The sequence below is a fragment of the Vibrio sp. NH-UV-68 genome, from assembly GCF_042940635.1.
Taxonomy (GTDB): domain Bacteria; phylum Pseudomonadota; class Gammaproteobacteria; order Enterobacterales; family Vibrionaceae; genus Vibrio; species Vibrio pacinii.
This window is the reverse complement of sequence record NZ_CP134976.1, coordinates 661792-688200: the sequence shown is the minus strand read 5'-3', so window position 1 is coordinate 688200 and position 26409 is coordinate 661792. Positions and strand designations below refer to the sequence as shown.

Sequence of the window (26409 nt, the reverse complement as noted above, 5' to 3'; positions counted from 1 at the left end):
TTTTTGTATAAATATAGTATGCCGATGAATTTACGAACATTTTTTATATTAATTCTGATTTCTACCTTCGCAGGGTGCGCCACTTATGCAGGATTCAATTACGATCGGTTGTTTGGCGTTGCCAGTGTTCAACAAAGAGACACTGAAGCCGCTAGTGTAGACAGTCATTTTTTCTTAAATGATGTCAAACCGATTATCGACAATCGCTGTGTGGTATGTCATGCCTGTTACGATGCGCCTTGCCAACTCAAAATGTCATCAGTGCAAGGCATTGACCGAGGGGCGAGTAAAGATTTGGTCTATGAAGGTACTCGTCTCACGGCTACCAAACCACAGCGCCTCTTTGAAGATGCCCAAACCACTCAGGAGTGGCGAGATCTTGGCTTTCACCCAGTCCTCAACGAACGGGTACAAAACCCAACCGCGAACCTAGAAGCTGGGCTGGTTGCGCGTATGCTGCAACAAAAAGAGTCGCATCCGTTACCTGATCAAACTCAGTTACAAGGGTTTGATTTTGCCGTGGATCGCTCGCAAGTCTGCCCAACGATTGAAGAATATGACCAATACTTGCAAGACTACCCAACCTGGGGAATGCCTTATGGGATGCCAAACCTGTCAAGTAATGAGTATGCAACCTTGATGAACTGGTTGCAAAACGGCGCGAAGATGAACAAGCCCATCGCGCTCACTGCCGAGCAAGCAGAACTCGTTTATCAATATGAAACGTTACTCAACAAGGGAACTCATAAAGTTCAGTTAACCGCACGTTATATCTATGAGCACCTGTTTTTATCCCATTTGTACTTTTCTGATCTCAACGAAACCACGCCACGTTTCTTTAGTTTAATACGATCTGAAACACCACCGGGTCAACCCGTAAAACGGATTTCGACACGACGTCCGTATGATGATCCCGGCGTTGAACGAGTCTATTATCGTCTGATTCCGGTCCAAGGCACCATTGTCGATAAAACCCACATGCCCTTTGCCCTAAATCAGGCGCGGATGCACAACTGGAAGTCGTGGTTTATTGATGCAGATTACACCGTTGCGCAATTACCAGGTTATAAACCCGATGTGGCGGCGAATCCAATGACTGCTTTCATCGACTTGCCCGTCAAAGCCCGATTCGAATTTATGCTCGATAACGCGCAAAACACCATCAATGCCTTTATCAAAGGGCCTGTATGTCGTGGCCAACTCGCGCTTAACGTAATCAACGATAGATTTTGGGTATTCTTTCTCGACCCGGAAAAATCCGATATTCCCGAGGTTAATGAGTTTTATCGCTCACAAGCCGATAACTTAAAACTGCCAAGCGAATTAGAGAGTAACACTTTACCTGTTACTCACTGGGTATCCTATTCCCGCCAACAAGCGCGTTACCTTAACGCCAAGTCTGAGTTTGTTAATCGCTGGTTTGCCGGAGGTAAATACCTGACTACCGATATAATCTGGACAGGTAACGACACTAACCCCAACGCTGCGCTAACCGTGTTCAGACACTTTGATAGCGCCTCAGTCGTGCAAGGTTTAGTCGGTGAGCCGCCTAAAACCGCTTGGATTTTGGATTACTCACTAATCGAGCGTATCCACTATTTACTCGTGGCTGGCTTTGACGTCTACGGCAACTTTGGCCACCAGTTGATCACACGTATGTTTATGGACTTCTTACGTCTTGAAGGTGAAAGTAATTTCATCGCCTTGTTACCACAAGAGATGCGCCATCAAGAGCAATCAAGTTGGTATCAAAATCAAAGTACCCAGTTTAGTGACTTTTTACTTCGTAATGTAAAACCGTTTAATCAGCCATCACAGGTGCTCTATCAAAGCGATAATCCGAAAGCTGAGCTGTACAACATTCTTAAAACCCAGCTTAACCCCGTACTAAGTAACCGCTACGAGATTGAACAAACTGGCTTCTCCCCAGCGAATGAAGAGTTGCTACGTTCGATAGACAATATCAAAGGCCAAGGGGTGTTTTATTTGCCACAAATCATGATGTTAATGATTGAATCACAACAAGGTGATGAGCAACTGTTTACCTTGCTCCACAACAATGCCCATACCAACATTTCGAGTCTGTTTGATGAAGAAAGTAATCGAGACCCAAAAAATGATGACCTTACTTTAGTTCGTGGAGTGATCGGCAGCTATCCTTCGGCGTATCTATCTCTCAAGGAACAGCAGATTCCTCAGCTAGTAAAAATGTTGCGCTCTATTAAAAGTGAAGAAGATTACGTTAAGTTGTTGGATACGTTCGCGGTTCGTCGTAGCTCAGACAAGTTCTGGCCATTTAGTGACAAGGTTCATCAATGGTATCGTACCAATCAACCTATCGAATTTGGTTTACTTGACTACAATAGATTTGAGAATAGGTAGAACCGTTCAACTGCGCAGACAACGCAAATGGAGGTAACCATGGGTATTAACGATAGCATTCGAGCGTTGGAACAACAGATCTATGTCGCTTGCTCTGAAGGAGATTACGACACAGTCAATATGCTTGAGCATCAATTGGACAGCTTACGCAATAAAGCTGAGCATCCCTTTGATGACGATCCCAACGCGTCAGAATCGACCATCTTCCCAGAAGATAATCAGTACTAAATTGTCAACGCCCTAGCAAAAGCTGGGGCGTTTTATTTAGCGGCTCTTGTACGATTCTTTATCAATGCCGTGTTTTTTCATTCTTAAGTACAGCTTTTTTCGCGGTACTTGTAGGTAACTGGCCGCGTCACTCACACGACCCGAGTGAAGAAATAACGCATCTTCAATCACCCCCTTCTCATAATCCCCCACCAACTCATCAAGCGGCAGCAAAGCTTCCTCTTGAGTGTAGAGTTTTTCTTTACCGGTCAACTTTATGATGCCAACGGCGAACAGTTCCGCCACATTGCGTAGCTCACGCACATTTCCCGGCCAATGATGAGTCCGTAAGATCGACAAGTAACTTGGATCGACTTTCGGCACACTTTTACCAAGCTTAATACAGCTCAACTTGAGAAAATGATGAAACAACACCGCCACATCGTCAGGACGAAAACGCAGTGCTGGCATCTCTATCACGCCTTGATTGAGAACATAATAGAGCTCGGGAACTAACTTAGCCTCAGCAATCAACTGTTCTGGGTTTTGGTTCAAGATAGCAATCACCTGCAGCGGCTGGTTGTTTCTCTCTTTTTCGATGATCGCTTGAGCTAACGTGCGTTGGCAAGCTTCGCTCATCAGCTCAATATTGTCTATCAGCCAAGTGGAGGAGGCTTGGCTGCTTATTTGTTGAACAAGTTGTTCACCATCGTTGCAGGCCTCGCTACTCAACCTGAACGCATCTTGTCGATTGTTATCGGCCAGATCGTGGATCAATTGCGCCACTAAATGACGGCCCGCGCCTGTCTCCCCCCACACCACAACATGATTTTTAAGTAAAGCAAACTGAGAAATACAATGACGCATCTGCTCTAACTGAGCGGAATGACCAATTAAACTACGATCAATGCTTGAGGCCATCGCTCGCTTTTGCTCAATAAATACTTTGCGAAAACTGAGTTGCTCTTTAACCACTTCCAATAACAGCGCAGGATTAATTGGTTTTTCAACAAACTCACATGCGCCTTTTTTGAGCGCCTCGACAGCCATAGGGATATCGCCATGACCAGTGATAACAATCACTGGAATCCGCTCGTCCAATTGCTTGATTTTTTGCAGCAGTTCCAAACCATGCATCTGCGGCATATACATATCGAGCAATACCACACCAGGCCAATCCGGGTTAAGAAACTGACTGACAAGAGTCGGGTCGGCAATAGGTTTTGCGGTCAAACCTGCTAACGCCATCAAATGCATATAAGAGTCCAACACATCCTGGTCGTCATCAACCAATAGGACAGAGTAATTAGGATTGTTCATAAGGTAATTCCAAAAGTACTAACGCGCCGCGGCGAAGGCTCGACGCGAGGTAAATGTGACCAGCATACTTCTCTATCAGTGACCGGCTGATGCTTAACCCAAGGCCAAGACCCACCTCTTTGGTAGTGGTAAAAGGCGTGAAGAGTTTAGTGATAATCTCAGGCTCAAAACCATCACCACTATCTTCAATAGCAATGATGTGATGACTTGCATTACTGTCGAGATGGTAAATAGCAACACAGCGTAACTCGCCATTTGATTCACTGATTGCATCACAACTATTGACCATTAAATTAATCAACACCTGCTCTAATGCCAATGCACTAAAGGTAATGCGTAACTGTGGGTCAATATGGTTGTTAAGCGTGACCAATTGGCGCTTGGCCTTAGTGTTGACTATTGTCATTGCCTGTTCGACCACTTCATGCATCTGCAGCAGCTCTGCAGGCTGATCGCCATCCGATTTTTTTGCAAAGCTGCGTAAGCTTGCTATTACCTTACTCATTCGACTCGCCAACGCTTCCACTTGAGTTAACGCCTTGTTCACACCTGTAAACTCGTTGGCATCACTGGATAGTTTGGCACTATAAATATACGTCGACATCGCATTTAACGGCTGATTAAGTTCATGCGCTAGACTTGTCATGGTTTGCCCCACCACCGCCATTTTCGCAGCTTGAATGAGTTCACCTTGCGTTTGCTTGAGGTGGCGCTGAGCACGCTCTCGCTCAAGTACTTCTTGTGACAAATGTTGATTCTTTTCGATTAAATCGTGGGTTTTTTCATCCACTAACTTTTCTAGCTCACGCGCGGTCAACTCTTGTTGGGTCACGTTGGTAATAGTGACAATCACCTTGTTAAGCTGTCCATGGGAGAACTGGTGAAAATCAAAGTGTAAGTAACATGGCTCTGCGTTTCCTACACTAAGCGTTAATTCATCTTGCCCTTGAGTGAACAACTTTCCTTCACGGCTAAAGATACGGGCTAACTCTAACTGATTGCCTCGGTCGAGGATCTCCCAAATCGGCTTATGTTCAGCACTTGCTTCTGTCGAGAGAAGACGGCGTGCGCTTAAGTTTTGCGATTCAACATATCCAGCTAAATCACAAGTCAGTAAACTCGCCGAAGTATTATTGATAAGGCTGATCGCATTGGTGCGCTGTATCTCTTTGACACTTTCACCATATTCGATCAATTTTTCACTCAAACGGCCAATTTCGTCCTGGCCATCGACTTGGATTGGATAACCTAATTCCCCTCGCGTAATCGCATCAATACTGGTACTCAACGCGGTCAAACGCGCGACGATACGACGATTGATAAAGTAGTAGGTTAAAAACAGCGACATCAAGATCGACACACTAAAACAAACCAATAGCACCCGATTACCATAGGACACCAAGCTAGCCGTCTGCTTCTTAACATCAATAAAGCTCTTATCAGCAAGAGTAACGATTTGGCCTATCTGCTGATGAATCTCATTGAGCTGGCGATCGATGTTCTGATTCAAAGCAATAATTCTTTGGTTGAGCGTCACTTTATCCAAGATCTGCAAATAAAATAGTCCATCGGGTGCGAGCAAACCTAACAGCTCTTCGTTTAACTGCTGATAGGCGATGGCAGAAGGTAGATTGACAATCACCTTACTGTTCGTCCTCAGCTCATCCAATTTATATTGAATAACTTTGGTCGCGTTATGTACCTGACCAAGCTGCTGCGCTTCCATCACATCGCCAATCATGCCAAACACGTTCGATTCAAGATCAAGAACCTGCTGGATAGTACGCAGTTGTTCAAGAGCGATATTACGCCTTTCCTCAGTGTCATCTCGTTCGATTAACCAATGTAACTCTTGACGAATCGGCGTCAGTTCGGCACGAATGTCTTGCTGTAGCCAATTTAATTGCTCTTTAAGCTTGTTGATCTGCCTTGTTTGCTCAACGCGCTGTAATACGAGATCGCTGTAATGACGCAAGGTTTTTTCCAGCTCAAGGTAGAGTTGAGATAAATTGACACTGTCGATATCGCTCAAGCCATCTTGCTCATGCTTGCTTAAGGTACGCTTGATTGACTCGATTAAGGTGGATAACGTAACCACCTGATTGTTCAACTCAACCTTATTAGTAATGGTCGGCAAAAGTTGCACTTGGTAACGGATTTCACTGCTGCGACTCTCAAGTAAGTAGCTGGTGTTATATTTAGGCACGCTCTGTTCAAGTAACTCACTCACTTGCCCATCTAGCTTGCTCCAAGTTAACCATGCCACTACGCTCACCACGGTTAGCAGCAACGTAGTACCAGCAAAAGCCAATATCAGCTTAGCACCAATGGTGTTCCACTTTTTCATTGGCTGCGCTCTTGTTGCAATTGGCTGATACGCGTGGCGACTTGAGTCAAATTGGCGTCAAATTGGGCACCAAATCGATAGCCAAACTCAGCCAACATCGCACGCTCCAAACCGCTGGACTCAATGTCATCTGCCATGTTTTTATTCATTGTGTCTGAGTACTGTTTGATTTGCTGCTCAGACATTGGGATATCAAACAGCTGTGCTTGCAACGCTTCGAGTTCTTTGCTGAGGATTGAATTGGCCGACGCCACTTGTTTAAGCATCATTAAACTCAACCACGCGTCTTGCAATTCAGGTAACCGCTTGGTGATAGCCTCGTCAAACATCAAATTGACCAGTTTTTCACGTGCCATCAGTGAGTGAATATCTAAACGGGGAATATCGTTGCTATACAGCGCCGGATCAGCAATCGCATGCTTCGAAAAGCTGCTGGCGAGCATCGTGGTTTGTACCTGTTTCGATAGCAGCAATTCAACAAACTGCTCCGTCACAGCCTTATCTCCGGGCTGTTCAATTACGCCAATGTAAGTCGGCATAAGCGTAAAATCGTGATCGTAGCCAAATTCGACATAGTTAAACTGGTTTGACTGCACCAATGCATAACTGTCAATGGTTGGGCCAATCGCAAACTGACCTTTGGCAACATAATCGCTAACGCCAAAACTACGTGATGAAATCGTACCTAGATTGGCCCCCACATTAAGAAGGATTGACCAACCTTTATCCCAGCCATAACGCGTTAGGATACTCTCAACCATCATTTGTGTGGTCCCCGAGCGGCTAGGCGTACTCATGGTCAAATGGCCAAAATAGTCAAATGATGTGAGATCAATAAAACGCTTCGGTTTCTTGAGACCGTTGGCAGAAAGGTAGTCGTTATTCCAAACCAACCCTGCCCCCGAGTAACCAACACTGGTCACTTTACTTTGATCGGGCAACACGAACTGACTCAACCAAGCCGGCAATTCGTTAGCAAAGGTTACCGGTGACAATTGATGGCGTTTATTCAACTCTTGCATTAGAAAGGGCGATGAGCTCAATACCACATCGACATCTTTAATATAGCTTTTATTTAGCAGTTGAATCGCAGATTGAGTTCTGCGGTGCATCAGTTTGATATCCACATCAGGGTAGCGCTGTTTATAATCCGCAATAAGCTCAGCAACGGGATCACTAGAAAATGTGGTTAAGATAACCAGTTGTTCTTGGCTGGAGAAGCTAACTGGACTAAATAGCCCCATCGCCGTCAACCATGCCGCATAGATTACCGCGCGTGTACTACAGGTTGCCACGTCACAAAGTCCCTCAAAATGTGCGTCATTTCAAAATCTGGCAACAAGCTGATAAAAGGCTTGATGGATGATTGGGTCAAAGCTGACGCAATGCTTCCCCCTCTCTATGCATAATTCTATCAATTTATCGCCCAATCGCGCGGTTTAAAGTGCCATATTTAACCCATGCCAATCACTCACTTGAGTCACTTTTGCCTCAAAAGTCCCTTTTTGAAGCTCTAATCACAACTCGACATGATGCTCCCGACAAATCAATTAACGTCATTTATTCGGAGTAAACAACTATGTTTAATTTCTTTAAAACTCGTCCGGACGCCCCCTTGTCCGACGGCAACAAAACCGCCATGCAAGCGCGATTCAAAAGCTACCAATGGCAAGTGTTTCTGGGTTTAGTATTTGGTTACGCGGTATTTTACGTGGTACGTATGAGTTTAGGTGTGGTTAAGAAACCCATGCTTGATGCTGGTATCGTTACCATTGAAGAGTTGGGTATTATGGGTTCAGCCTTCTTCTTTACTTATGCAATAGGTAAATTCTCGAACGGCTTCCTCTCTGATTATGCCAACATTGGCCGCTTTATGTCGTTCTCATTACTGTTGTCTGGCGCGACCGCGATTTTCATGGGTCTTAATACCACGGCCTTTTTCTTTATTTTGCTTTGGGGCTTAAACGGTTGGTTCCAATCGGTAGGATCTGCACCTTCGTGTGTGTCTCTGTTCCAGTGGTTCTCACCAAAGCAACGTGGTAGCCGTTACTCTATCTGGGGTGGATCACGTAACATCGGTGAAGGTATCACCTGGATCCTGACAGCAACACTAGTCAGCTACCTAGGTTGGCAAGCAGGTTTCATTGGTGCTGGTATTGCGGCAATCATCGCAGCACTTTGCATGTTCTTTATTCTTAAAGACCGTCCTCAAACTTATGGTCTACCAGATGCCGCAACAGCATTTGACGAAGAACCAGAAATCAAGAAGACGAACGATCCAAAAGAAACGCGTCGTGCGCAAATGTTCATTCTTAAGCAACCAACCGTATGGCTAATTGCTGCTGCGTGTGCTGCGATGTACGTATCTCGCTACGCCATGTCGTCTTGGGCTGTGCTTTACCTACAAGAGTCCAAAGGTTACTCACTGATTGACGCCGGTTTTGCAATGTCTACTTACCCAATCGCGGGTCTAGCTGGCGCGATTCTATCTGGCATCATCTCTGACAAGGTATTTAACGCTAACCGCCACATCCCAACACTTCTGTACGGTATCGCTAACATTGCGGGTATGTGTTTGATGTTCTTCGGTCCTGATAACCGTGTTATTGACGCCGTTGCACTTGGTCTAATTGGTTTTGCAATTGGTGGTCTAGTGGTATTCCTGGCTGGTCTGACTGCTTGTGACCTAATGCCTAAGAACGCAGTAGGCGCGGTAAAAGGTTTCATCGGTTTGTTCTCTTACATGGCGGCATCCGCTCAGGAAATGGTCTCTGCATCACTGATCAAGATTACTGAAGTAGATGGTGTCACTACGTACGACTTCTCCCAAGCACAGTACTTCTGGCTAGCCGCTGGTGTGGTTTCTCTACTACTCGCGCTAACGGTTTGGAATGCGAAAAAAGTCGTTGATATTGACGAATCACACAGTGACCTCAAGCCAAGCACTGCGAGCTAATGACACAGATTGAGGGGCCTTCGTTGGCTCCTCTCTCTCATTTTCTCCCTTTTTTTTAATTTGTGTCGTTATAGGTAATATTATGAATAAAACTAAAATTGTCGCGACGCTTGGCCCAGCAAGCCAAGATGCCGAAACGTTAGCAGAAATGATTCGAGCTGGTGTCAATGTCGTACGGCTCAACTTCTCCCACGGTCATCAGCAAGACCACATTGCGACGGCTCTTAAAGTTCGTACTATCGCCAGACAACTTGGTAAACATGTCGGAATTTTGGTTGACCTTCAAGGCCCTAAAATCCGAATTTCATGCTTTGAAGCTGGCGCCATCCATCTTAATCAGGGCGATATTTTTTACTTAGATGGTCAACTGGCGCCTAACGCTGGTAATCAGCAAGCGGTCGGTCTTGATTACCCTCAATTGATTCAGGATCTGGAGCCAGGAAATATTCTGCTACTTGATGATGGCCGCATACAGTTGGAAACATTGGCCGTTGATAAAAAGATGCAAAAAGTCAAAACCCGCGCACTCAATGGCGGTAAGCTTTCAAATCGCAAAGGAATTAATTTACTCGGTGGCGGTTTATCTGCGCCAGCTCTGACCGACAAAGATAAACAAGACATCACCACCGCCACTCTGATTGACGCTGATTTCTTGGCGGTCTCATTTCCGCGCAATGCAGACGACTTACATTACGCCCGCTCTATCGCGGTTCAAGCCGGATGCAATGCGCAAATAGTGGCAAAAATCGAACGTGCGGAAATTGTCACTGATGAAGATTCGATGGACAAAGTGATCGCCGCTTCAGACATCATCATGGTCGCACGTGGCGATCTGGGTGTCGAGATCGGCGATGCGCGTCTACCTGCGGTGCAAAAAGCGTTGATTTCACGAGCGAAGCACCTAGGTAAACCCGTAATCACTGCCACCCAAATGATGGAATCAATGATTGAAAATCCTCTACCAACCCGCGCTGAGGTGATGGATGTCGCCAATGCGATCATTGACGGTACCGATGCAATCATGTTGTCCGCTGAGTCTGCGATGGGAAGCTACCCTGTAGAAACGGTGAAGGCAATGGTTAGAATTGCCGAAGGCGTTGAAGCTGAAAGCGTATGTTCGGGTGCCTGCTGGGAGCAGATTCAACAATTGTGCAGTGACAGCAGCAAAAGCTTTGCTATCTCATCGATGATTTCTGCGGCACGTTCAGAGCAAGCACTAGGCGTTGCTGTCTACACAGAAAGTGGTGAAACACCTTTGCTGATGTCTCGCTGCCAAAGTAAAGCCGTGATATGGGCATTGAGCAATGATGAAAAGCTACTGACAAGAATGAGTATTCTACGCGGCGTAGAGCCTATGTATCTCGACACAACTCATTCATCGTCAGATGCAGCATTAATCGTCATCCCCCTATTGAGTAATGAGCTGGCTAAACGTGGTATCTCGTCACTGCTTATCTCTCGTTTTGAGTCGGTTGAAAACGTCGGTGATATCAACATCAGTCGACTGGTTCAGATCAAACCAAGCACCTGCATTGCTGCCTAACGATGGCAGTTAACTTGCCCTCCCCCACCCTCGCTCCACAGGGATTATAGGGATTTTGGCCTACCTTCGGGTAGGTCCTTTTTGTTTATGACAGTGATCAACACGCCACGTCTATTTTTACGTTAAAGTCTCATCCATACTAAAAACACCGCTTTACAAAGCACGTTTTAACGCTATTATTTGCACGCAAACGATTACCTCACTTTTAGCGTGCTTATTTTGAGGGTTTTATGCTGTCCGATATCGATATCTGTCGTAAGACAATTCTCCAACCCATTACCCAAGTCGCGCACAATGCAGGACTAAGGGATAGTGAATTTCATAGCCAAGGTAAATACAAAGCAAAAGTTGCATTAGATACCCTTAAACGTCTGCAACATCACCCCACGGGAAAGCTTGTTTTAGTCACCGCTATCACTCCAACTCCGCTTGGCGAGGGTAAGACAGTAACAACCATTGGTCTTTCGCAAGGATTGGCTAAGTTACAACAATCCGTGATGGCATGCATCAGACAACCTTCTATGGGCCCAATTTTCGGCGTCAAAGGCGGTGCCGCAGGTGGTGGTTACTCTCAAGTGGCTCCAATGGAAGAGCTCAACCTCCATTTGACAGGAGACATTCACGCCGTGACTGCCGCGCACAATCTAGCGGCCGCGGCTATCGATGCCCGCATTTATCATGAACAACGTTTGGGGTATCAAGACTTCGAGCAGCGCAGTGGTATGAAAGCATTACGCATTGATTGCAAGCGTGTAGTTTGGAAGCGCGTGATGGACCACAATGATCGCGCGCTGCGGATGGTCACGGTTGGGCAAAATGAACCGGACAAAACCGTTAATGGCTTTGAGCGTCTCGATGGTTTTGATATTTCGGCAGCCTCCGAACTGATGGCAATCTTAGCCCTAGCAAGTGATTTGAAAGACTTACGGTCTCGCATTGGTCGTATTGTGGTCGCTTATAACCTCGAAGGCCATCCTGTTACAACTGAAGATCTTCAGGTAGCAGGCGCGATGGCTGTCAGTATGAAGGAAGCGATTGAACCAACGCTAATGCAAACGCTTGAAGGAGTACCGACGTTAATTCACGCCGGACCATTTGCCAACATCGCCCATGGGAACTCTTCGATCATTGCCGACAATATTGCCACCAGGTTATGCGACTATACCGTCACTGAAGGTGGCTTTGGCTCTGACATGGGGTTTGAAAAAGCCTGTAATATTAAAGCGCAAATGTCAGCCAAGGCACCAGACTGTGCGGTCATCGTTGCGACCCTGCGTGGCCTCAAAGCCAATTCGGGCCACTACCAATTAATACCTGGGCAATCTATTCCTGACACCCTATTTGCCGATGACGAGCAAGCTCTTGAGTCAGGGTTTGAGAACCTCAAATGGCACATTAATAACGTCAATAAGTACGGCGTACCAGCCGTAGTTGCGATCAACCGCTTTCCACAAGACAGCGAACATGAATTGCAGTTACTCAAACAATGGGTCGAATCCCTACCAAACAATGTTGCGGTCGCAATTAGTCAAGGCTTTAGCCAAGGCGGTAATGGCACGTTAGAACTGGCGGATAAAGTCATCCAACAATGCACCAAACCATCGATATTCAAACCTCTTTATCACTTTTCTCAGCCCACGGAGGAAAAACTGATGGCGGTTGCTGAAAGTGGTTATGGTGCAGCCAGTATTACGTTTAGTGACAAAGCTAAGCAGCAACTCGCCGATCTTAAACATCATGGATTTGATAATCTTGCTGTCTGTTTGGCCAAAACACCGATGTCGATTTCAACCGATGGTTCGGTCAAAGGGGTACCGAAAGGCTTTGATGTCCCCGTTCGAGAGCTCAGGCTTTGTGCTGGTGCAGGGTTTGTCTATGCTCTGTGTGGTAATGTCATGACAATGCCTGGCTTACCCGAAAAACCCGCTTTCATGCATCTCGATATCGATGATAATGGCGATATTATCGGCTTAAGCTAATTTGGCGCATGCTAACAGCAAACTAAGCAACATTAAGTACTTGGTTTGCTGTTGATTTGTATCGCCATTCCATGAAGTTAGTCGTGAGATGGTGTACCATGAAATGACAGTCTCTCAACAATCGGACGTTTTCATGGAAGCAGAGCTACTGGAAATTAAAAACTTCCTATCCCAACACCCTCCTTTTGACGAATTGGAAGATGATGTACTTAATTACATCACTAAAAATGTCGAAATTTCCTATTATCGTGAAGACACTCCCGTCATTCACTTCGGTGACGAGATCCACGATTTGTACGTTGTTCGCAGTGGCGTTATTGAGTTGTATCGTCGCAAAGGCGAGTTATACAATCGACTTGATGAAGGCGCGCTATTTGGACAGATGGGAATTTTAACCCGTAATAAAGTACGTTTTCCTGCCAAAGCCATCAAAGATAGTTTGCTCTACTGCATCCCTGAAGCGGTGTTTCAAGAGCTGTATGAAAATCATGAATCCTTTGCCGATTTTGTAGAGGTTGAAAACAACGCTCGCCTGCGTAACACGGTTTCTAATAGTAATGAGCGAAATGACCTAACCACATCCAAATTGCGAACGTTACTCAGCGGTGAGGCCCCGTTCATCCATAAAACAGAGTCGATTCAAAACGCGGCAATAAAAATGGCCGATGAGAATGTGTCATCACTGCTAATTATTGACCCCAATATCACCGATGATGACGAAAGCGATAATAACCCGCTTGTTGGGATCATAACTGACCGAGATCTTTGTACTCGGGTGTTAGCACAAGGCCTCGATCCGGGTGATGATGTCGCGAGCGTGATGACCACAGAAGTCATTTCACTCGACTACAACGCGTACGTGTATGAAGCGATGCTAACCATGCTGCGCTACAATGTCCATCACCTACCAGTGCTCAAAGACAAAAAGCCAATCGGTATTATCGAAGCCACTGACATTGTGCGCTACGAGTCGCAGAACTCTTTATTGCTGGTGAGTAGTATTTTCCAACAGCAGTCTATTGAAGAGCTCGCCACCCTTGCAGAGCAAGTGAAAGATAGCTTTGTCCGTTTAGTTAACGAAGATGCTAACTCGCACATGGTTGGCAGTGCAATGTCAGTGATTGGCCGCAGCTTTAAGCAACGTATTATTGAACTCGGTGAAGAAGAACTTGGCGAGCCACCCGTACCGTACTGTTTTGTCGCGTTAGGATCGATGGGACGTGATGAACAGTTGTTGGTCACCGACCAAGATAACGCCATTATTCTTGATAATACCTTTATCAAGGAAGAGCATGATGCGTATTTCGCTGAACTTGCCAAACGTGTCTGTGATGGATTAGACAAATGTGGCTACAGCTACTGTACTGGCGATATTATGGCCACAAATCCAGATTGGCGCATGACCCGTACCGAATGGGAAGAGTGTTTCGCTGATTGGATCGACAACCCTAACCCTAAAGCGTTGCTTAATGCTTCGATCTTTTTCGATCTTGATGGCGTCTATGGCCGGCTGAAGTGGGCTGAACAGCTTAATGGATTCATCGTTCGCCGTGCTCGACGCAATAACCGCTTCTTAGCTTGTCTAGCAAGAAATGCGATGAACCGGACTCCACCACTCGGTTTCTTTAAAGACTTTGTGATGGAAAAAGATGGTCAACACAAGAACTCGATTAATTTGAAGCGCCGCGGTACCGCGCCATTGGCGGATCTTATTCGCGTTCATGCTTTAGCCGTCGGTTCGCGCTCTAAAAACTCGTTTGAACGCCTAGACGATATTCACGATGCCGGAATTTTGCCCAAAGGCAAAGCGCGCGATCTCAGTGACGCGCTGGAGTTTATCTCTATGGTCCGCATTCGCCACCAAGCGTACGATGTAGAGAATCAGATCGATCCAGACAACAATATTGAACCCGAACACCTGTCTGAGTTTGAGCGTCGAAACCTTAAAGATGCTTTCCAAATTTTGAGCAATGCGCAGAACTTCCTCAAGTTCCGTTACTCTGCCAGCAAAAACTTTAAGTGAGGCACTGATGATCAGAAAAATCATGTCCCCACCGTCGATTGATTGGAAAGCCAAGTTCTCGCGGAAACTTGAAGTCATTAAAGATGATGCGTTGCGCAGTTACTACACAGCGGGAGTTCCTGATCCAAGCACGCCATTAAATGAAGTGACTTTTCTGGCGATGGACTTTGAAACCACAGGCCTAGACTCGCTTACAGATGACATCATTACCATTGGTACTGTGCCATTTACGCTCAATCGAATCTTTATCAATCAAGCAAAACATTGGACAGTAAAACCGCGTAGACAATTGGCAGAAGAGTCTGTCATTATCCACGGCATTACTCATTCGGATGTGCTCGATGCACCCGACCTCTCTGCAGTTTATCAAGATGTATTGGCTCAAATGTCGGGGCGTGTCATGGTGGTCCACTACCAGCGCATCGAACGCGAATTCTTTGCCAATGCGTTATTAACGCGAATTAATGAAGGGATTGAGTTTCCAGTCATTGATACAATGCAGATTGAATCACATGTGCAAAAGAAACATCATGGCGGCATCATCAATAAAATACGAGGCCGAAAACCTGAATCGGTTCGGCTAGGCGCCAGTCGCACTCGCTATGGTTTACCGCTCTATACCCCGCATCATGCTTTAACCGATGCGGTAGCAACTGCTGAACTACTTCAGGCGCAAATTGCCCATCATTACGATGCTAAAGTGCCAATTGGACAGTTGTGGATTTAATGCTTAAATAGTGGAGATAAAAAAGGGGGCGATACATCATCGCCCCCTTTTTCGTATGTTTAGCACAACCGGTTAGCGGCGCTCTGTTCTCATACCCATGATCAAACTGACACACATCAGCAAGAGTACAAAGGTAAATGGTAGCGCAGTAGAGATTGCCCCTGCCTGCAGCGCTTGAACCGCTTCAGAACCACCAACCCATAGCAAGGCAACTGCAATCGCCCCTTCCATGAAGGCCCAGAATATACGCTGAGTGACTGGTGCATCTACTTTACCACCAGCCGTGATACTGTCGATAACCAACGAGCCAGAGTCCGAAGAAGTAATAAAGAACACCAACACCAACACGACGGCAATGATTGACAGAATTGAGCCATAAGGCAGAACATCAAACATCTGGAACATCGCAAGCGAAACATCAGTTAAACCGTTAGTACCAAGCTCACCGACATTGTTCATTACTTGGTCAATCGCCAAACCACCAAAGGTCGACATCCAAATAACCGTCACAGCCGTTGGAACCAGTAGAACAGCAGTAATGAATTCACGTACTGTACGACCTTTTGATACACGAGCGATAAACATGCCCACGAATGGTGACCATGAAATCCACCATGCCCAGTAGAATACTGTCCAGCCTTGGAACCAAGCTTCGTCTTGACGACCATGCGGGTTACTCAGCGGGATTAGGTTTTCTACGTATGCCATAAACGTCGTACCGATGTTACCAAGTACAATCGCGTAGCCAATCAGGGCAACCATAATCAGTAGCAAGAAGGCGATAACCATATTGATGTTACTGATCACTTTCACACCACCGTCAATACCACGCACAACCGAAACGACGGCGAGTAAGGTAACAACAGTGATAACGATAACTTGCAAGCCAAGACCAGAGTCAAGACCAAACACATGGTGAATACCACTTGCTGCTTGTTGTGCGCCTAAACCCAGTGATGTTGCCAAGCCAAACAGAGTGGCTAATACCGCGAGAATATCGACAATATGACCTGCCCAACCCCAAGCGCGATCGCCTAAAATCGGGTAAAAAATTGAACGAATTGAGAGTGGTAAGCCTTTGTTGTAAGCAAAGAACGCTAGTGAAAGCGCCACAACACCGTAGATAGCCCATGGGTGAAGGCCCCAGTGGAACATGGTCGCGCCAAGCGCTAATCTTGCAGCTTCCGGCGTATTCGCTTCTACGCCCAGCGGCGTTTCATACCAACCAGTGAAGTATGCGACAGGTTCTGCCACACTCCAGAACATCAGACCGATACCCATGCCTGCTGCAAATAGCATCGATAGCCAAGAAATATACGAGAAGTCGGCGGTTGCGTCAGTCCCCCCCAAACGGATTTTACCATACGGTGACACCACTAACGCCAAGCAGAAGATCACAAAAATGTTGCCAGACCAGATAAATAACCAGTCAAAACTGCCAATGATCTGCCACTTGATGCCATCGAGCGTCGCTTTCGCTGACTCAGCATCCATTATTAACACAGCGATTAAAAACGCTGCAATCAGACCCGCACTCCAGCCAAAGACCGGATTGTGCACATCGAAACCCCATTTCTGTACATTATCTTGACCGACCGTATAGTCGGTACTATCGATACTGTACTTATCTATGCCTTTAGTCATTTTTCCTCACTACCTCTAGTTTCAAATGCACAACAGATTGCCAACGCAGAAATCATTAGAGTTAAAATGATAATTTCAATACTACAATCTGATACACCTCTCATTATTTTACTCACATTATCGTTAAATTCCAGTAATGCGCTATTTTTTAACCATATTTTCTTAAATTAGCATAACGAAAGACCAATATTTAACCAGTGTACTAGTGCTTTATCTGTTGTAAATTTTAGTACACTAAACATGAGCCCTGTAAAAAAAAGTCTGGGAATCGGACCGACCACTGCTGTTTGTTGAAATAGAGGCTTTTTTTCAATGCTCGATTAAGGTATTTTGCGTTGTTTTCATTATCATTATAAAAGACAGTACTTAAGGATCTGAATTGGAAAAGCATGAAGAAGTCCTTATCTCGATTCGCCAAATTATCCGTGCGATCGATTTACACTCAAAGAAACTCAGCAAAGAATCGGGACTAACAGGCCCTCAGTTGATATTAATGCGCTCAATTCGCGAGTTGGGTGAAGTAACCATTCGTCAACTGTCTGATCATACGAATATGAGCCAAGCAACCGCGACAACGATACTAGACCGCTTAGAACGCAATGGACTAGTTCAACGTGTTCGCAGTAACAAAGACAAACGTAAAGTTCATGCTCACCTTACCGAGAAAGGTAACGTGTTACTCAGTCAAGCCCCAATGCCACTGCAACAGAGCTTTATTACTAAATTCCAGCACTTAGAAGAGTGGGAGCAGTCGCTTCTGCTTTCGTCTGTTCAACGCATTTCTTCGATGATGAATGCAGAAGAATACGACGTAGCGCCAGTTTTGGAAATTGGCAGTATCACACAACCAGAATATAAATAAGGACATTTGCTTTCACGCCCCTTTACGCTTACGTTTATTGAATAAAATTGTCAGTAGAGAGAGCTGGATGGGAAAGCATGAATCCTTACCTGAACTAACCGACGAGGCGATTCTCGACTTAAAACAGCAAAAGCGCGTTTTAAAAGTTATCGCCTTCATTACTTTGGCTGTTTTTATACCTCTTGGGCTTAAAAACATCCTCATCGGCGAAGTAATACTCGGCGTCGTGTTACTGACATTCGAAGTATCTTTATTGCTCGAGATCACTGCGATTATCTACAATCGCAAACGTTTACTCGGTATTTACCCGCCACTTATCTTGCTGATTTTCTCCGCCGTTCTCGCTGTCCGAATATTTGGAACGCTTGCCACGTATTGGCTATTTCCTGTAGTGATTGCTCTAGTGTTTCTTGTTCCCCACCGAGACGCGATTGTCGCCAATTTTATTTTGATTTCAGGTTCTGGATTCGCAGCTTTAATGCACCAACATTCGGAAATCTCCATTCGTTATATTGTTGCCCTTATTGTTACCGCGATTATCGTTCATATCGTCGTAAGATCAGTGCGCGAACTACAACTCGAGCTCAAACGTCTTCTCGTCACCGATGCGATGACAGGAGCCTATAACCGCCATCGACTGCAAGAGTCTTTGGTAACGGCTCGCGATATGTATCAATACTCAACCATTGCCATCATTGATGTGGATAATTTCAAATACGTAAATGATACATTTGGTCACGACATCGGCGATAATGCTCTGGTGCAGATCGTTGATCTTATTAACCAACATACCGAACATTCGGAATTGCTTTTCCGCTTAGGTGGTGATGAATTTTTATTACTTTTTTTAGGCAAAAACCAAGTTGACGTTAATCACACCATGCAATCCATCACTCGTGCAGTACGTCTATTACAAAACGAGCAAAACTTACCTCTAACTATCAGCAGTGGCATCGCTCAATCAATTGGTGATGAGAGCACCAAACAGTGGCTGAAACGGGCAGACCAAGCGTTATATCATGCGAAACAGTCAGGCAGGGACCAAGTCTGTGTTGCTAGGTCTGAACACCAATTAGATGTTGAAGAAGAGTGTTATCCAATCGCTAAAAGTTCGAAGACGCATTAAAGATGGGCAATTCGCTACCACCTTTAACCTGACGTATCGCTAAGTGAGTATGGATGTCTTTAACGTTTTCAAGTCGCTGTAGCTTACGGGTGAATCCTTCATACCCCAATAGATCATGGCTGACCACTTCAAGTAAATAATCATATGCCCCCGAAACCACATGGCAACTGATCACCTCATCCATATCTTGAATCGCGCACTCAAACTCATCAATACTAGTGGCTTGGTGATTACTTAAGCTCACTTCGACAAACACCGTCATACCAACACCAATACGATCTTTATTCAAGTAAGCCCGATAACTGGCAATAATACCGGACTCTTCTAGCCGCTTGATACGCCTTGCACAAGGTGATGCCGACAACCCGACCTTATCGGCAATATCGGCAGTGGCTTGACGTGCGTCTTGCTGCAGCAGTCTTAGGATATGTTTATCTATACGGTCCATCTCTTTTCGCCTTTTTCACGCGCCAATAACACTTTAAACGCGACTTTCTACTAACAACTCATAAAATCAGGACTAATATTGCCAGATATCGGCTTCATTTTCGCACCATAATGTTAACAAATTCAATTTAGCTCACGGATCGATATGCTTTCTGGTTACTTGGCAATGTTTACCACATTACTACTTTGGTCAGGTTTTTTTCTTTCGTTACGCAGTGGAGCGCATTCGGAATTAATGACCGGCGACATCGCTTTAACTCGCTTTATCATCCCTTGTTTGATCTTATTACCGATTGTCTACAAGGCACGAGCCAACATTGCCGTGATTCCAAAACGTTACTTGCTAGGTATGTTTGTTGGTAGCGGTTTGCCTTATTTAATGGTAGCGGGGACAGGAATGCAATATGCGCCAGTTTCTGACGGCAGTGCTCTTGTTCCTGGCACCTTGCCTTTGTTCGTTTCCGCCATCGCCGTACTACTGTTTAAGCAGCCGTTAAGTTCTCACCGAATCTTTGGATTAGTCTTAGTCATCTCAGGCATAGCCACTTTTTTATCGCAGAGTTTTTCTAATATGAACGACGGCTTACTGCAAGGGCATTTACTGTTTTTGCTTGGTAGTGTCATGTGGGCAACATTTACCATTTGTGCGCGAGTCTCTAACCTCGATCCACTCGCCGCTTCTGGGCTGGTATCATTACTTTCTAGCCTATCGTTAGTCTTACTGGTTTTAACTGGTGGTATTGATAGCTATCTAGTCACTCAATCTCTGTCGGCTTGGCCATGGCAAGAGTTATTTGGTCATATGATGTTACAAGGGATAGGCGCCGGGTTAATTGCCGCTTTTACCTACCTTCATGCTATCTCTGTGTTAGGAGCTGAACGAACGGCAGCATTTGGCGCCGCAACACCCGCCATCGCGACCCTGCTTGCTATTCCAGTGTTTGCTGAGTCTCCATCGCACTTAGGTTGGATTGCATTAGGGTTAATCTGTTTTGGAAGTTTAATCTCGAGTAATGTTTTACTTAAGAAGGATACGTCTTTGCACTATCAACCCCCATCATTTAAAAATTAATCGACTTTGATGTTGGTTGGCGATACAGGTATAGTCCTGCCGGTATTTGTTGATTTGGAACACCTGATTTGAAAACGCCTTGTATCGCAGCCTGCAAAAATAATCATGGTATCTGCAGTGGATGCCATCGCACCATGAATGAAATCGTTAACTGGCGTCATTTTTCTGATGCTGAGCGAGATACGGTCATCACTAATATTCAGCGACAGACGTCAACCCATCAATGCCCATCGTGCCATGCGCCAGCACAATGCGATATTAGTCAAGGTAAGGCCACTTGTTGGTGCTTTGAGGTAGAACAGCGTGACACATCAAGCCTGGTTGAGAATAGCGCCTGCTTGTGTCGACAGTGTTTAACCGCGCTTCCTCTGGCATAAAAACTCACCACATTCTGCATGATTATTTTCATTAGTTTATCTAATGGAAAAGTAAAATTTTTATCTTGTTTAAGATCACACTTTTTGATTGCGAGTTACTGTAACTCGCTCTAATATCTCGCGCCTAAATAGTTCCCTATTTGATTTAATTCATTAGCCTAGCTTTGCAAAGGCTATCTTTTTTACGCTTTGAATTTAGGTGTAGTAGAAAATGTCAGCGTCGTCTCAAGTGATTAAACTCGTGTTCCTTATCGCTATTTTGACAGCAGTGGGTCAAATGACTCAAACCATGTATGTACCTTCAATTGGTTATATGGCGAACGAGTTTTTGGTCTCGCCTGCCGCTCTTCAAGCGGTAATGGCGTGTTATTTGATCCCTTATGGCTTCTCACAATTTATCTACGGCCCAATGTCTGATCGCTTGGGTCGTAAGCCGATTATTATTGTTGGCTTGTTGATTTATATTGTCGGTTCTTTGCTAACTCTATTTGCCCACAGCTTTGAATGGTTTCTGGCAGGCAGTTTTGTTCAAGGGTTAGGCATTGGTTGCGGTGGTGCGATGTCACGTACGTTAACTCGCGATTTGTTTGAAGGTGCAGAGCTACATAAAGTAAACAGCTTGATCAGCATGTGTGTGATTTTTTCACCACTGTTAGCCCCCGTATTAGGTGGTTTCTTAACCGAAAGCTTTGGCTGGCGTTCAAGTTATATGTTCTTGGCACTCTTTGCGATTGCAGTGGTGATTACGATGATGACTAGTTTTATCGAGACATTGCCGCGTGAAAAACGCCGCTATGAGAAAGTCAGCCATAGTTATAAATTTGTGTTGTCTGATCGTCGCTTTCAAGGCTACTTAATCTGCCTAGTTGCGACCTTCTCAGGCATTGCTATCTTCGAAGCGGCAGCAGGCGTATTGTTGGGAGGTGTGCTTGAGCTACCTGCAACGACCGTTAGCCTATTATTTGTATTGCCGATCCCGGGCTACCTATTCGGTGCTGCGCTTTCAAGCTATATTGCGGCTAAATGCGATGAGAAGCGTGCGATGAGTGTTGGGCTTATAGCGACAATGGTTGGTGCACTAATTGTCTTGATCCCAGGTTTGATGGGTGAGACTACCGCGCCCACATTGATTGGTGGCGCGACACTCTATTTCTTAGGTGGTGGAATTTTGTTTCCAGCCGCTACGACTGGCGCGCTATCGCCCTTGCCTTATCACGCAGGCACTGGCGGTGCACTGTTGGGTGGTATGCAAAACTTAGGCGCCGGTTTAGCGACACTTGCAGCATCATTAATTCCGGCACCAAACCAGATGCCGCTAGGCGCATTAATGCTGATCATGTCGTTCATCGCCCTACTCGGCTTGCTGCGCGTATACCGCAAAAACGACCCGTCTAACGAGATGCCTTTGGCGATATAGATGGAAGAAAGGAGCTCATTGAGCTCCTTTTTATTTTTGATTATTGAGTTTGACTACCATTTTTTCATCAAGCGCCCAACAAGATTGGGGTGATAGGCCCAGCTATGATCAAATAGGCTCATTAACTCAGGATTACCGTATTTCGATAAACTGATCGCATGAAAGCGGTTTTTGGCTTTTTTGAGCTCGGCGACTTTATCAACCATCTGCTGAGATTGCTTTGGCGCGATAAAGTCTGAAATGACCACCATATCGGCATTTTTATATTTGCCACTACTCATCAACTCAATGGATTTAAACAGCACTGGCTCTAAATCGGTTCCGCCATGGAAGCTATAGCTTAAAAAATCACTCGCCTCACGAAGACCATCTTGCCTTGTCAACTCATAAGTAATTTGCTCAGTAGAAAACAGCATCACATAACAATCTCGATCCTCTGCCAGTGCAATTTGCATTAACGCATAAGCCATCGCCTTTGCACACTGTTCTGGGAAGCCACTCATCGAGCCTGATGCATCAACACAGACAATGAACGGTCCTTTCTCAACATCAACTTGCTTATTATCTGGTTGCTGAGCGCGGATCTTTCTTAGCGTTCTCGACTTTCCTTGCATGCGATAGTTCATTAAACGCTTATCGACTAAGTGTTTATAGAACACGACTTCTAACTCAGGATAAGCAAGGAATAAAGTTTCATTAGGCAGTAACTTGTTCAGATCATCGCTTTCATGAACGCCGACAATATCATCTGTCGCTTCATCTGACTTTTCTTCCACCATCTGCAACTCTTCAGCTGGCGCACGATTAAGCTCGGGATCATCAACCTGCCCTGCCATACGTCCAAGCTTTTCCGCGATCTCTTGTAGTCCCTTATTTTTCGCCAAAAATTCTGCATGGCGTTTCATCACCGTGAGATCGCTCTTACTCAATTTTGCCGATGCCATATCCCACAGTCTGCCTACGCTCGCTTGGTCTCCTTCTTGCGTGACTTTATCCATGTTTTTCATGGTTTCCATCCGCTGATAGAGATCTTTAAGCACTTTTTCTTGGTTCGCTTTTAACTCACTCAATTGGGCCTGGCGCAAGGCATCCGACAAACTTTGGTACCATTGATCGCAAAAATAGTGTGGCAACATTGGGTTATTAATCCCTTTGTTCTTTTCGATTAAACGCCTCGCTTGAAGATAAAAGGCAGAGTGCCACTCAAGCTTCCTGATCACATCAGGAATACGCTCAAAAAACTCTGATTCATTCCAATAAATAACCTCTTGATATAAAGCTATCTCTTGTTGAAATCGTTCTGTCTCACACACTTTAGTAATGCGTTTTTTAACGCTACCACGCCATTTGAGAAGGTGGCTTTTGACCGATGACTTGACGCCCGGGTTTTCCGCCACCATCATCACTTGTGACCGAGCCATCAGTTCATTCACTGCACTATCAAGCATGCCGGAATCGGCGATTGCTAAAACTAGGTTTAGACCATCTGCTCCTAACATATCGATTCCTTACGCGAAGAACTGGTTAAGGTTTTTAAAGCGAAAGGCGGTATGCTCACACTCCGTTTTAGTCGACTCCAGAACCTGTTGCAGCTGCTGTAAACTTGCTTCCATAATCCGAGGCAGCTCTTGATCAATAAAGCTATGCGGTAGAGCGCCGTGGAAATTTGCACGCACTTTTCTCAGGTGATGTTCAGCCGTTTCTAGCTGGGCCATCGCTTGCTCACTTTTGCTAACCCACTGTTGGTAAAGTGAGTCATCAAGGCCAGCATTAGTCACTAACGACACTAAGACAGCGCGGTTAGCAATGTCTTTAATCACTAAGTTACTTTCAGCATCTAGCTCAAAGCGCAGTCGACACAAATTGCTATTTTGATTAACGTAACCATACACGTCACCTTGGCCATCTTTGATCACGCGCTCTAGATCATTTTTTGCGATATACACCCAGCGGCTATCACCTTTCTCAGATTCAGACACCGATAAATTGCTTTGCAACAGTACTAACTTAACTAAATCGAACGCGCTGCCGACTTTATAGCTTTTAGCCTGTGAAATATCATAGCTATGGATTTGTTTTTTAAGCAGCCCTGTCGTCGATTCCATCGATACCGTAATGCCAAATTGCGATTCCAATTCATCTTGAATATCGAGCAATTCTTCACGACACAATGTGATTTGTTGTTCGACATCTTGTTGATCGAAGGCGTGGTGTAACGCGAACTCTTTCACCACATTTCGCACCACGTCACGTGATTCAGGGCTGTTCCATAAGCAGTCTTGTAGAAGCAGTAAATCTAGGGGGTTAATCGCGTCGCGGCCATTGAAATAGGCGCTGGCTTTCAGTAGTTTGACCGCTTTCTTCCAACGGCGATCAGACACATACATATCGGTATTGGTGCCATCGATACCCGTTATCGACGTGGTTGCATTCTCAAGCAGGTTTTTTAGTTCAAATAGCTTCTCAAACACCTCATCAGAGAGTTCGAGCTTGTCGAGCTCGGCTTGCCACTGATGATATTCTTGATCGGTAATCGCCAGTCCTGGTGGAATCGTTGCTTCTTGCGACGTCCCGACAGTGAGCATCGATTTAAAATTTTGTTTGTTTTGGATGCGATTAACGAACACACGGACCAACATTCGATCATAAAGCGCTTCAAGCCCACTGTCTTCATCTGGAAGTTCATTTGATGCGGATACCAGTAGACGCATTGGAACGCGTTCAATATCGCTGCCATTTTTGAAGGTTTTTTCATTAACAACAGTAAGTAGTGTGTTAAGAATCGCCGGGCCAGCTTTCCAAATTTCGTCTAAAAATACCACTTGTGCGGTTGGCAGATAACCTTCGGTCAGACGTAAATAACGGCCGTTGTCTTTCAACTCTTGAATACTGAGCGGACCAAACACCTCTTCTGGTGTCGAGAAGCGTGTCATTAAGTATTCAAAGTAGGAGGAATTATCGAACGCTTGAATCAGTCTTTTTGCAATCAAGCTTTTTGCAATGCCAGGAGGGCCCAAAAGGAAAACACTTTCTCCCGCAAGCGCGGCAAGTAAGCAGAGTTTTATCGTGTCTTCACGCTCATATACACCATCAGATAACGCTTCAGCAAGCTTATTAATTCGTTCAGAGAGTAACGCTTTTTGCGAGTGAGAGACTCGGCTGGTACTCATCATATATCGGCTCTCCTAACGTAAAGTAAGTTTGTATGTAGACACAAATTTATACATTTGTTATCACTTTGTTACAAGTGTAATTTGAAAATTGGCCGTTCTTTATAGCAGAACTACTTTCGCTGGTATCAAATGAAACCTTTGTTTGCAAATTTGAGATGTGAATCACTAACTAGTGCAACCGTATGCAACAATAACGCTTATTTTGACTTTATCTCCCTGACACGAAAAGTTATGGTAAAGCTCGTCTAGCGTGAGGACTAAAATAATAACCATATGGAAAACAACATCACCACACTCCATCAATGGAAGCGTATCGCACTTGTCGAAGAGTCGGTGGCTCTGCCCAATGGCAAAACCATCACTCACACAACCATCTCTCATCCTGGCGCTGCGGTTATCTTACCGATTAAGCACAATGGCGAGATTGTTGTGGTCAATCAATTCAGGCCATCATTAAAAAAATGGCTGATTGAACTGCCCGCGGGTACTCTCGAAGCGCAAGAGCCGATTGAGTCGTGCGCGCTACGTGAATTAGAAGAAGAGACTGGTTACAGTGCCGAAAGCTTGATCCCAATGGGACAAGTGACGCCAATGGCAGGCTTTTGCGACGAAATACAATACCTCTTTGTCGCCAAAGGTCTCAGTCGTACACAACGCTATTCATGTGATGACGATGAAGTGATTGAAGTACTATCTCTTACCATCGACACCTTAGAGCAAAAGATAATCTCCGGTGAGATCACCGATGCCAAAACCATCGCCTGCTTGAGTAAAGCCAAGCTGTGCGGCTATATTTAGGAGTGTAAA

20 protein-coding genes are annotated in these 26409 nt (G+C 45.2%); 13 read left to right on the top strand and 7 right to left on the bottom strand.

Annotation, left to right across the window (positions count from 1 at the left end):
- Nucleotides 1-24 precede the first annotated feature (24 nt).
- Entirely contained in the window at nt 25-2382 is a 2358-nt protein-coding gene (locus ViNHUV68_RS17520; protein ID WP_391091814.1) for a fatty acid cis/trans isomerase, read from the top strand.
- Between the two features lie 39 nt (nt 2383-2421).
- The gene (locus ViNHUV68_RS17515; protein ID WP_038177283.1) at nt 2422-2610 is read left to right on the top strand and encodes a hypothetical protein; all 189 of its coding nucleotides are present in this window, start codon (nt 2422-2424) and stop codon (nt 2608-2610) included.
- Nucleotides 2611-2646: 36 nt separating this feature from the next.
- Here the strand turns inward: ViNHUV68_RS17515 and ViNHUV68_RS17510 are convergent, their stop codons facing one another.
- The 3 genes from ViNHUV68_RS17510 to ViNHUV68_RS17500 are packed head-to-tail and all read right to left on the bottom strand — an operon-like array spanning nt 2647 to nt 7551.
- Nucleotides 2647-3909, bottom strand: coding sequence for a response regulator (locus ViNHUV68_RS17510; protein WP_391091813.1), 1263 nt, complete (start codon nt 3907-3909; stop codon nt 2647-2649).
- Entirely contained in the window at nt 3896-6256 is a 2361-nt protein-coding gene (locus tag ViNHUV68_RS17505) for an ATP-binding protein (protein WP_391091812.1), read from the bottom strand. The genes ViNHUV68_RS17510 and ViNHUV68_RS17505 overlap by 14 nt, the downstream gene beginning before the upstream one ends.
- Nucleotides 6253-7551, bottom strand: coding sequence for an ABC transporter substrate-binding protein (locus ViNHUV68_RS17500; RefSeq protein WP_391091811.1), 1299 nt, complete (start codon nt 7549-7551; stop codon nt 6253-6255). Before ViNHUV68_RS17500 ends, ViNHUV68_RS17505 begins: the two co-directional genes overlap by 4 nt.
- A gap of 284 nt (nt 7552-7835) precedes the next feature.
- Here ViNHUV68_RS17500 and ViNHUV68_RS17495 point away from each other — a divergent pair, with 284 nt between their 5' ends.
- The 5 genes from ViNHUV68_RS17495 (at nt 7836) to ViNHUV68_RS17475 (ending at nt 15484) form a co-directional block, all read left to right on the top strand.
- On the top strand, nt 7836-9212 hold the full coding sequence (locus ViNHUV68_RS17495) for an MFS transporter (RefSeq protein ID WP_391091810.1): 1377 nt from the start codon (nt 7836-7838) through the stop codon (nt 9210-9212).
- A gap of 82 nt (nt 9213-9294) precedes the next feature.
- On the top strand, nt 9295-10755 hold the full coding sequence (pyk, locus tag ViNHUV68_RS17490) for a pyruvate kinase (RefSeq protein ID WP_391091809.1): 1461 nt from the start codon (nt 9295-9297) through the stop codon (nt 10753-10755).
- 230 nt (nt 10756-10985) lie between these two features.
- The gene (locus ViNHUV68_RS17485; RefSeq protein ID WP_391091808.1) at nt 10986-12734 is read left to right on the top strand and encodes a formate--tetrahydrofolate ligase; all 1749 of its coding nucleotides are present in this window, start codon (nt 10986-10988) and stop codon (nt 12732-12734) included.
- A 133-nt stretch (nt 12735-12867) separates the two neighbouring features.
- On the top strand, nt 12868-14757 hold the full coding sequence (locus tag ViNHUV68_RS17480; RefSeq protein ID WP_100752745.1) for a putative nucleotidyltransferase substrate binding domain-containing protein: 1890 nt from the start codon (nt 12868-12870) through the stop codon (nt 14755-14757).
- Nucleotides 14758-14764: 7 nt separating this feature from the next.
- Nucleotides 14765-15484, top strand: a complete 720-nt coding sequence (locus tag ViNHUV68_RS17475; protein ID WP_391091807.1) for a 3'-5' exonuclease — start codon at nt 14765-14767, stop codon at nt 15482-15484.
- Nucleotides 15485-15556: 72 nt separating this feature from the next.
- On the opposite strand, the gene ViNHUV68_RS17470 is transcribed toward ViNHUV68_RS17475, so the two are convergent.
- Nucleotides 15557-17128, bottom strand: a complete 1572-nt coding sequence (locus ViNHUV68_RS17470; RefSeq protein ID WP_038177294.1) for a BCCT family transporter — start codon at nt 17126-17128, stop codon at nt 15557-15559.
- 379 nt (nt 17129-17507) lie between these two features.
- On the opposite strand from ViNHUV68_RS17470, the gene ViNHUV68_RS17465 reads away from it, so the two are divergent.
- The gene (locus ViNHUV68_RS17465; RefSeq protein ID WP_038177295.1) at nt 17508-17990 is read left to right on the top strand and encodes a MarR family winged helix-turn-helix transcriptional regulator; all 483 of its coding nucleotides are present in this window, start codon (nt 17508-17510) and stop codon (nt 17988-17990) included.
- A 67-nt stretch (nt 17991-18057) separates the two neighbouring features.
- Nucleotides 18058-19116, top strand: a complete 1059-nt coding sequence (locus ViNHUV68_RS17460; protein WP_391091806.1) for a diguanylate cyclase — start codon at nt 18058-18060, stop codon at nt 19114-19116.
- Here ViNHUV68_RS17460 and ViNHUV68_RS17455 read toward each other — a convergent pair.
- Nucleotides 19094-19564 carry an Lrp/AsnC family transcriptional regulator gene (locus tag ViNHUV68_RS17455; protein ID WP_038177298.1) on the bottom strand — a complete coding sequence of 157 codons (471 nt, stop codon included), beginning with the start codon at nt 19562-19564 and terminating at the stop codon, nt 19094-19096. The genes ViNHUV68_RS17460 and ViNHUV68_RS17455 overlap by 23 nt on opposite strands.
- 165 nt (nt 19565-19729) lie before the next feature.
- Here ViNHUV68_RS17455 and ViNHUV68_RS17450 point away from each other — a divergent pair, with 165 nt between their 5' ends.
- The 3 genes from ViNHUV68_RS17450 (at nt 19730) to emrD (ending at nt 22429) form a co-directional block, all read left to right on the top strand.
- Nucleotides 19730-20635 (top strand): DMT family transporter, encoded by a 906-nt coding sequence (locus tag ViNHUV68_RS17450; RefSeq protein WP_038177554.1) that lies wholly within the window; start codon nt 19730-19732, stop codon nt 20633-20635.
- 68 nt (nt 20636-20703) lie between these two features.
- The gene (locus ViNHUV68_RS17445) at nt 20704-21012 is read left to right on the top strand and encodes a cysteine-rich CWC family protein (protein WP_084186067.1); all 309 of its coding nucleotides are present in this window, start codon (nt 20704-20706) and stop codon (nt 21010-21012) included.
- A gap of 211 nt (nt 21013-21223) precedes the next feature.
- The gene (gene emrD / locus ViNHUV68_RS17440; RefSeq protein ID WP_391091805.1) at nt 21224-22429 is read left to right on the top strand and encodes a multidrug efflux MFS transporter EmrD; all 1206 of its coding nucleotides are present in this window, start codon (nt 21224-21226) and stop codon (nt 22427-22429) included.
- Between the two features lie 53 nt (nt 22430-22482).
- Here emrD and viaA read toward each other — a convergent pair whose 3' ends face one another.
- Nucleotides 22483-23928 carry an ATPase RavA stimulator ViaA gene (gene viaA / locus ViNHUV68_RS17435; protein ID WP_391091804.1) on the bottom strand — a complete coding sequence of 482 codons (1446 nt, stop codon included), beginning with the start codon at nt 23926-23928 and terminating at the stop codon, nt 22483-22485.
- A gap of 9 nt (nt 23929-23937) precedes the next feature.
- On the bottom strand, nt 23938-25602 hold the full coding sequence (locus ViNHUV68_RS17430) for an ATPase RavA domain-containing protein (RefSeq protein ID WP_391091803.1): 1665 nt from the start codon (nt 25600-25602) through the stop codon (nt 23938-23940).
- Between the two features lie 273 nt (nt 25603-25875).
- Here ViNHUV68_RS17430 and ViNHUV68_RS17425 point away from each other — a divergent pair, with 273 nt between their 5' ends.
- Nucleotides 25876-26400, top strand: coding sequence for an NUDIX hydrolase (locus ViNHUV68_RS17425; RefSeq protein ID WP_038177303.1), 525 nt, complete (start codon nt 25876-25878; stop codon nt 26398-26400).
- Nucleotides 26401-26409: the final 9 nt, after the last annotated feature.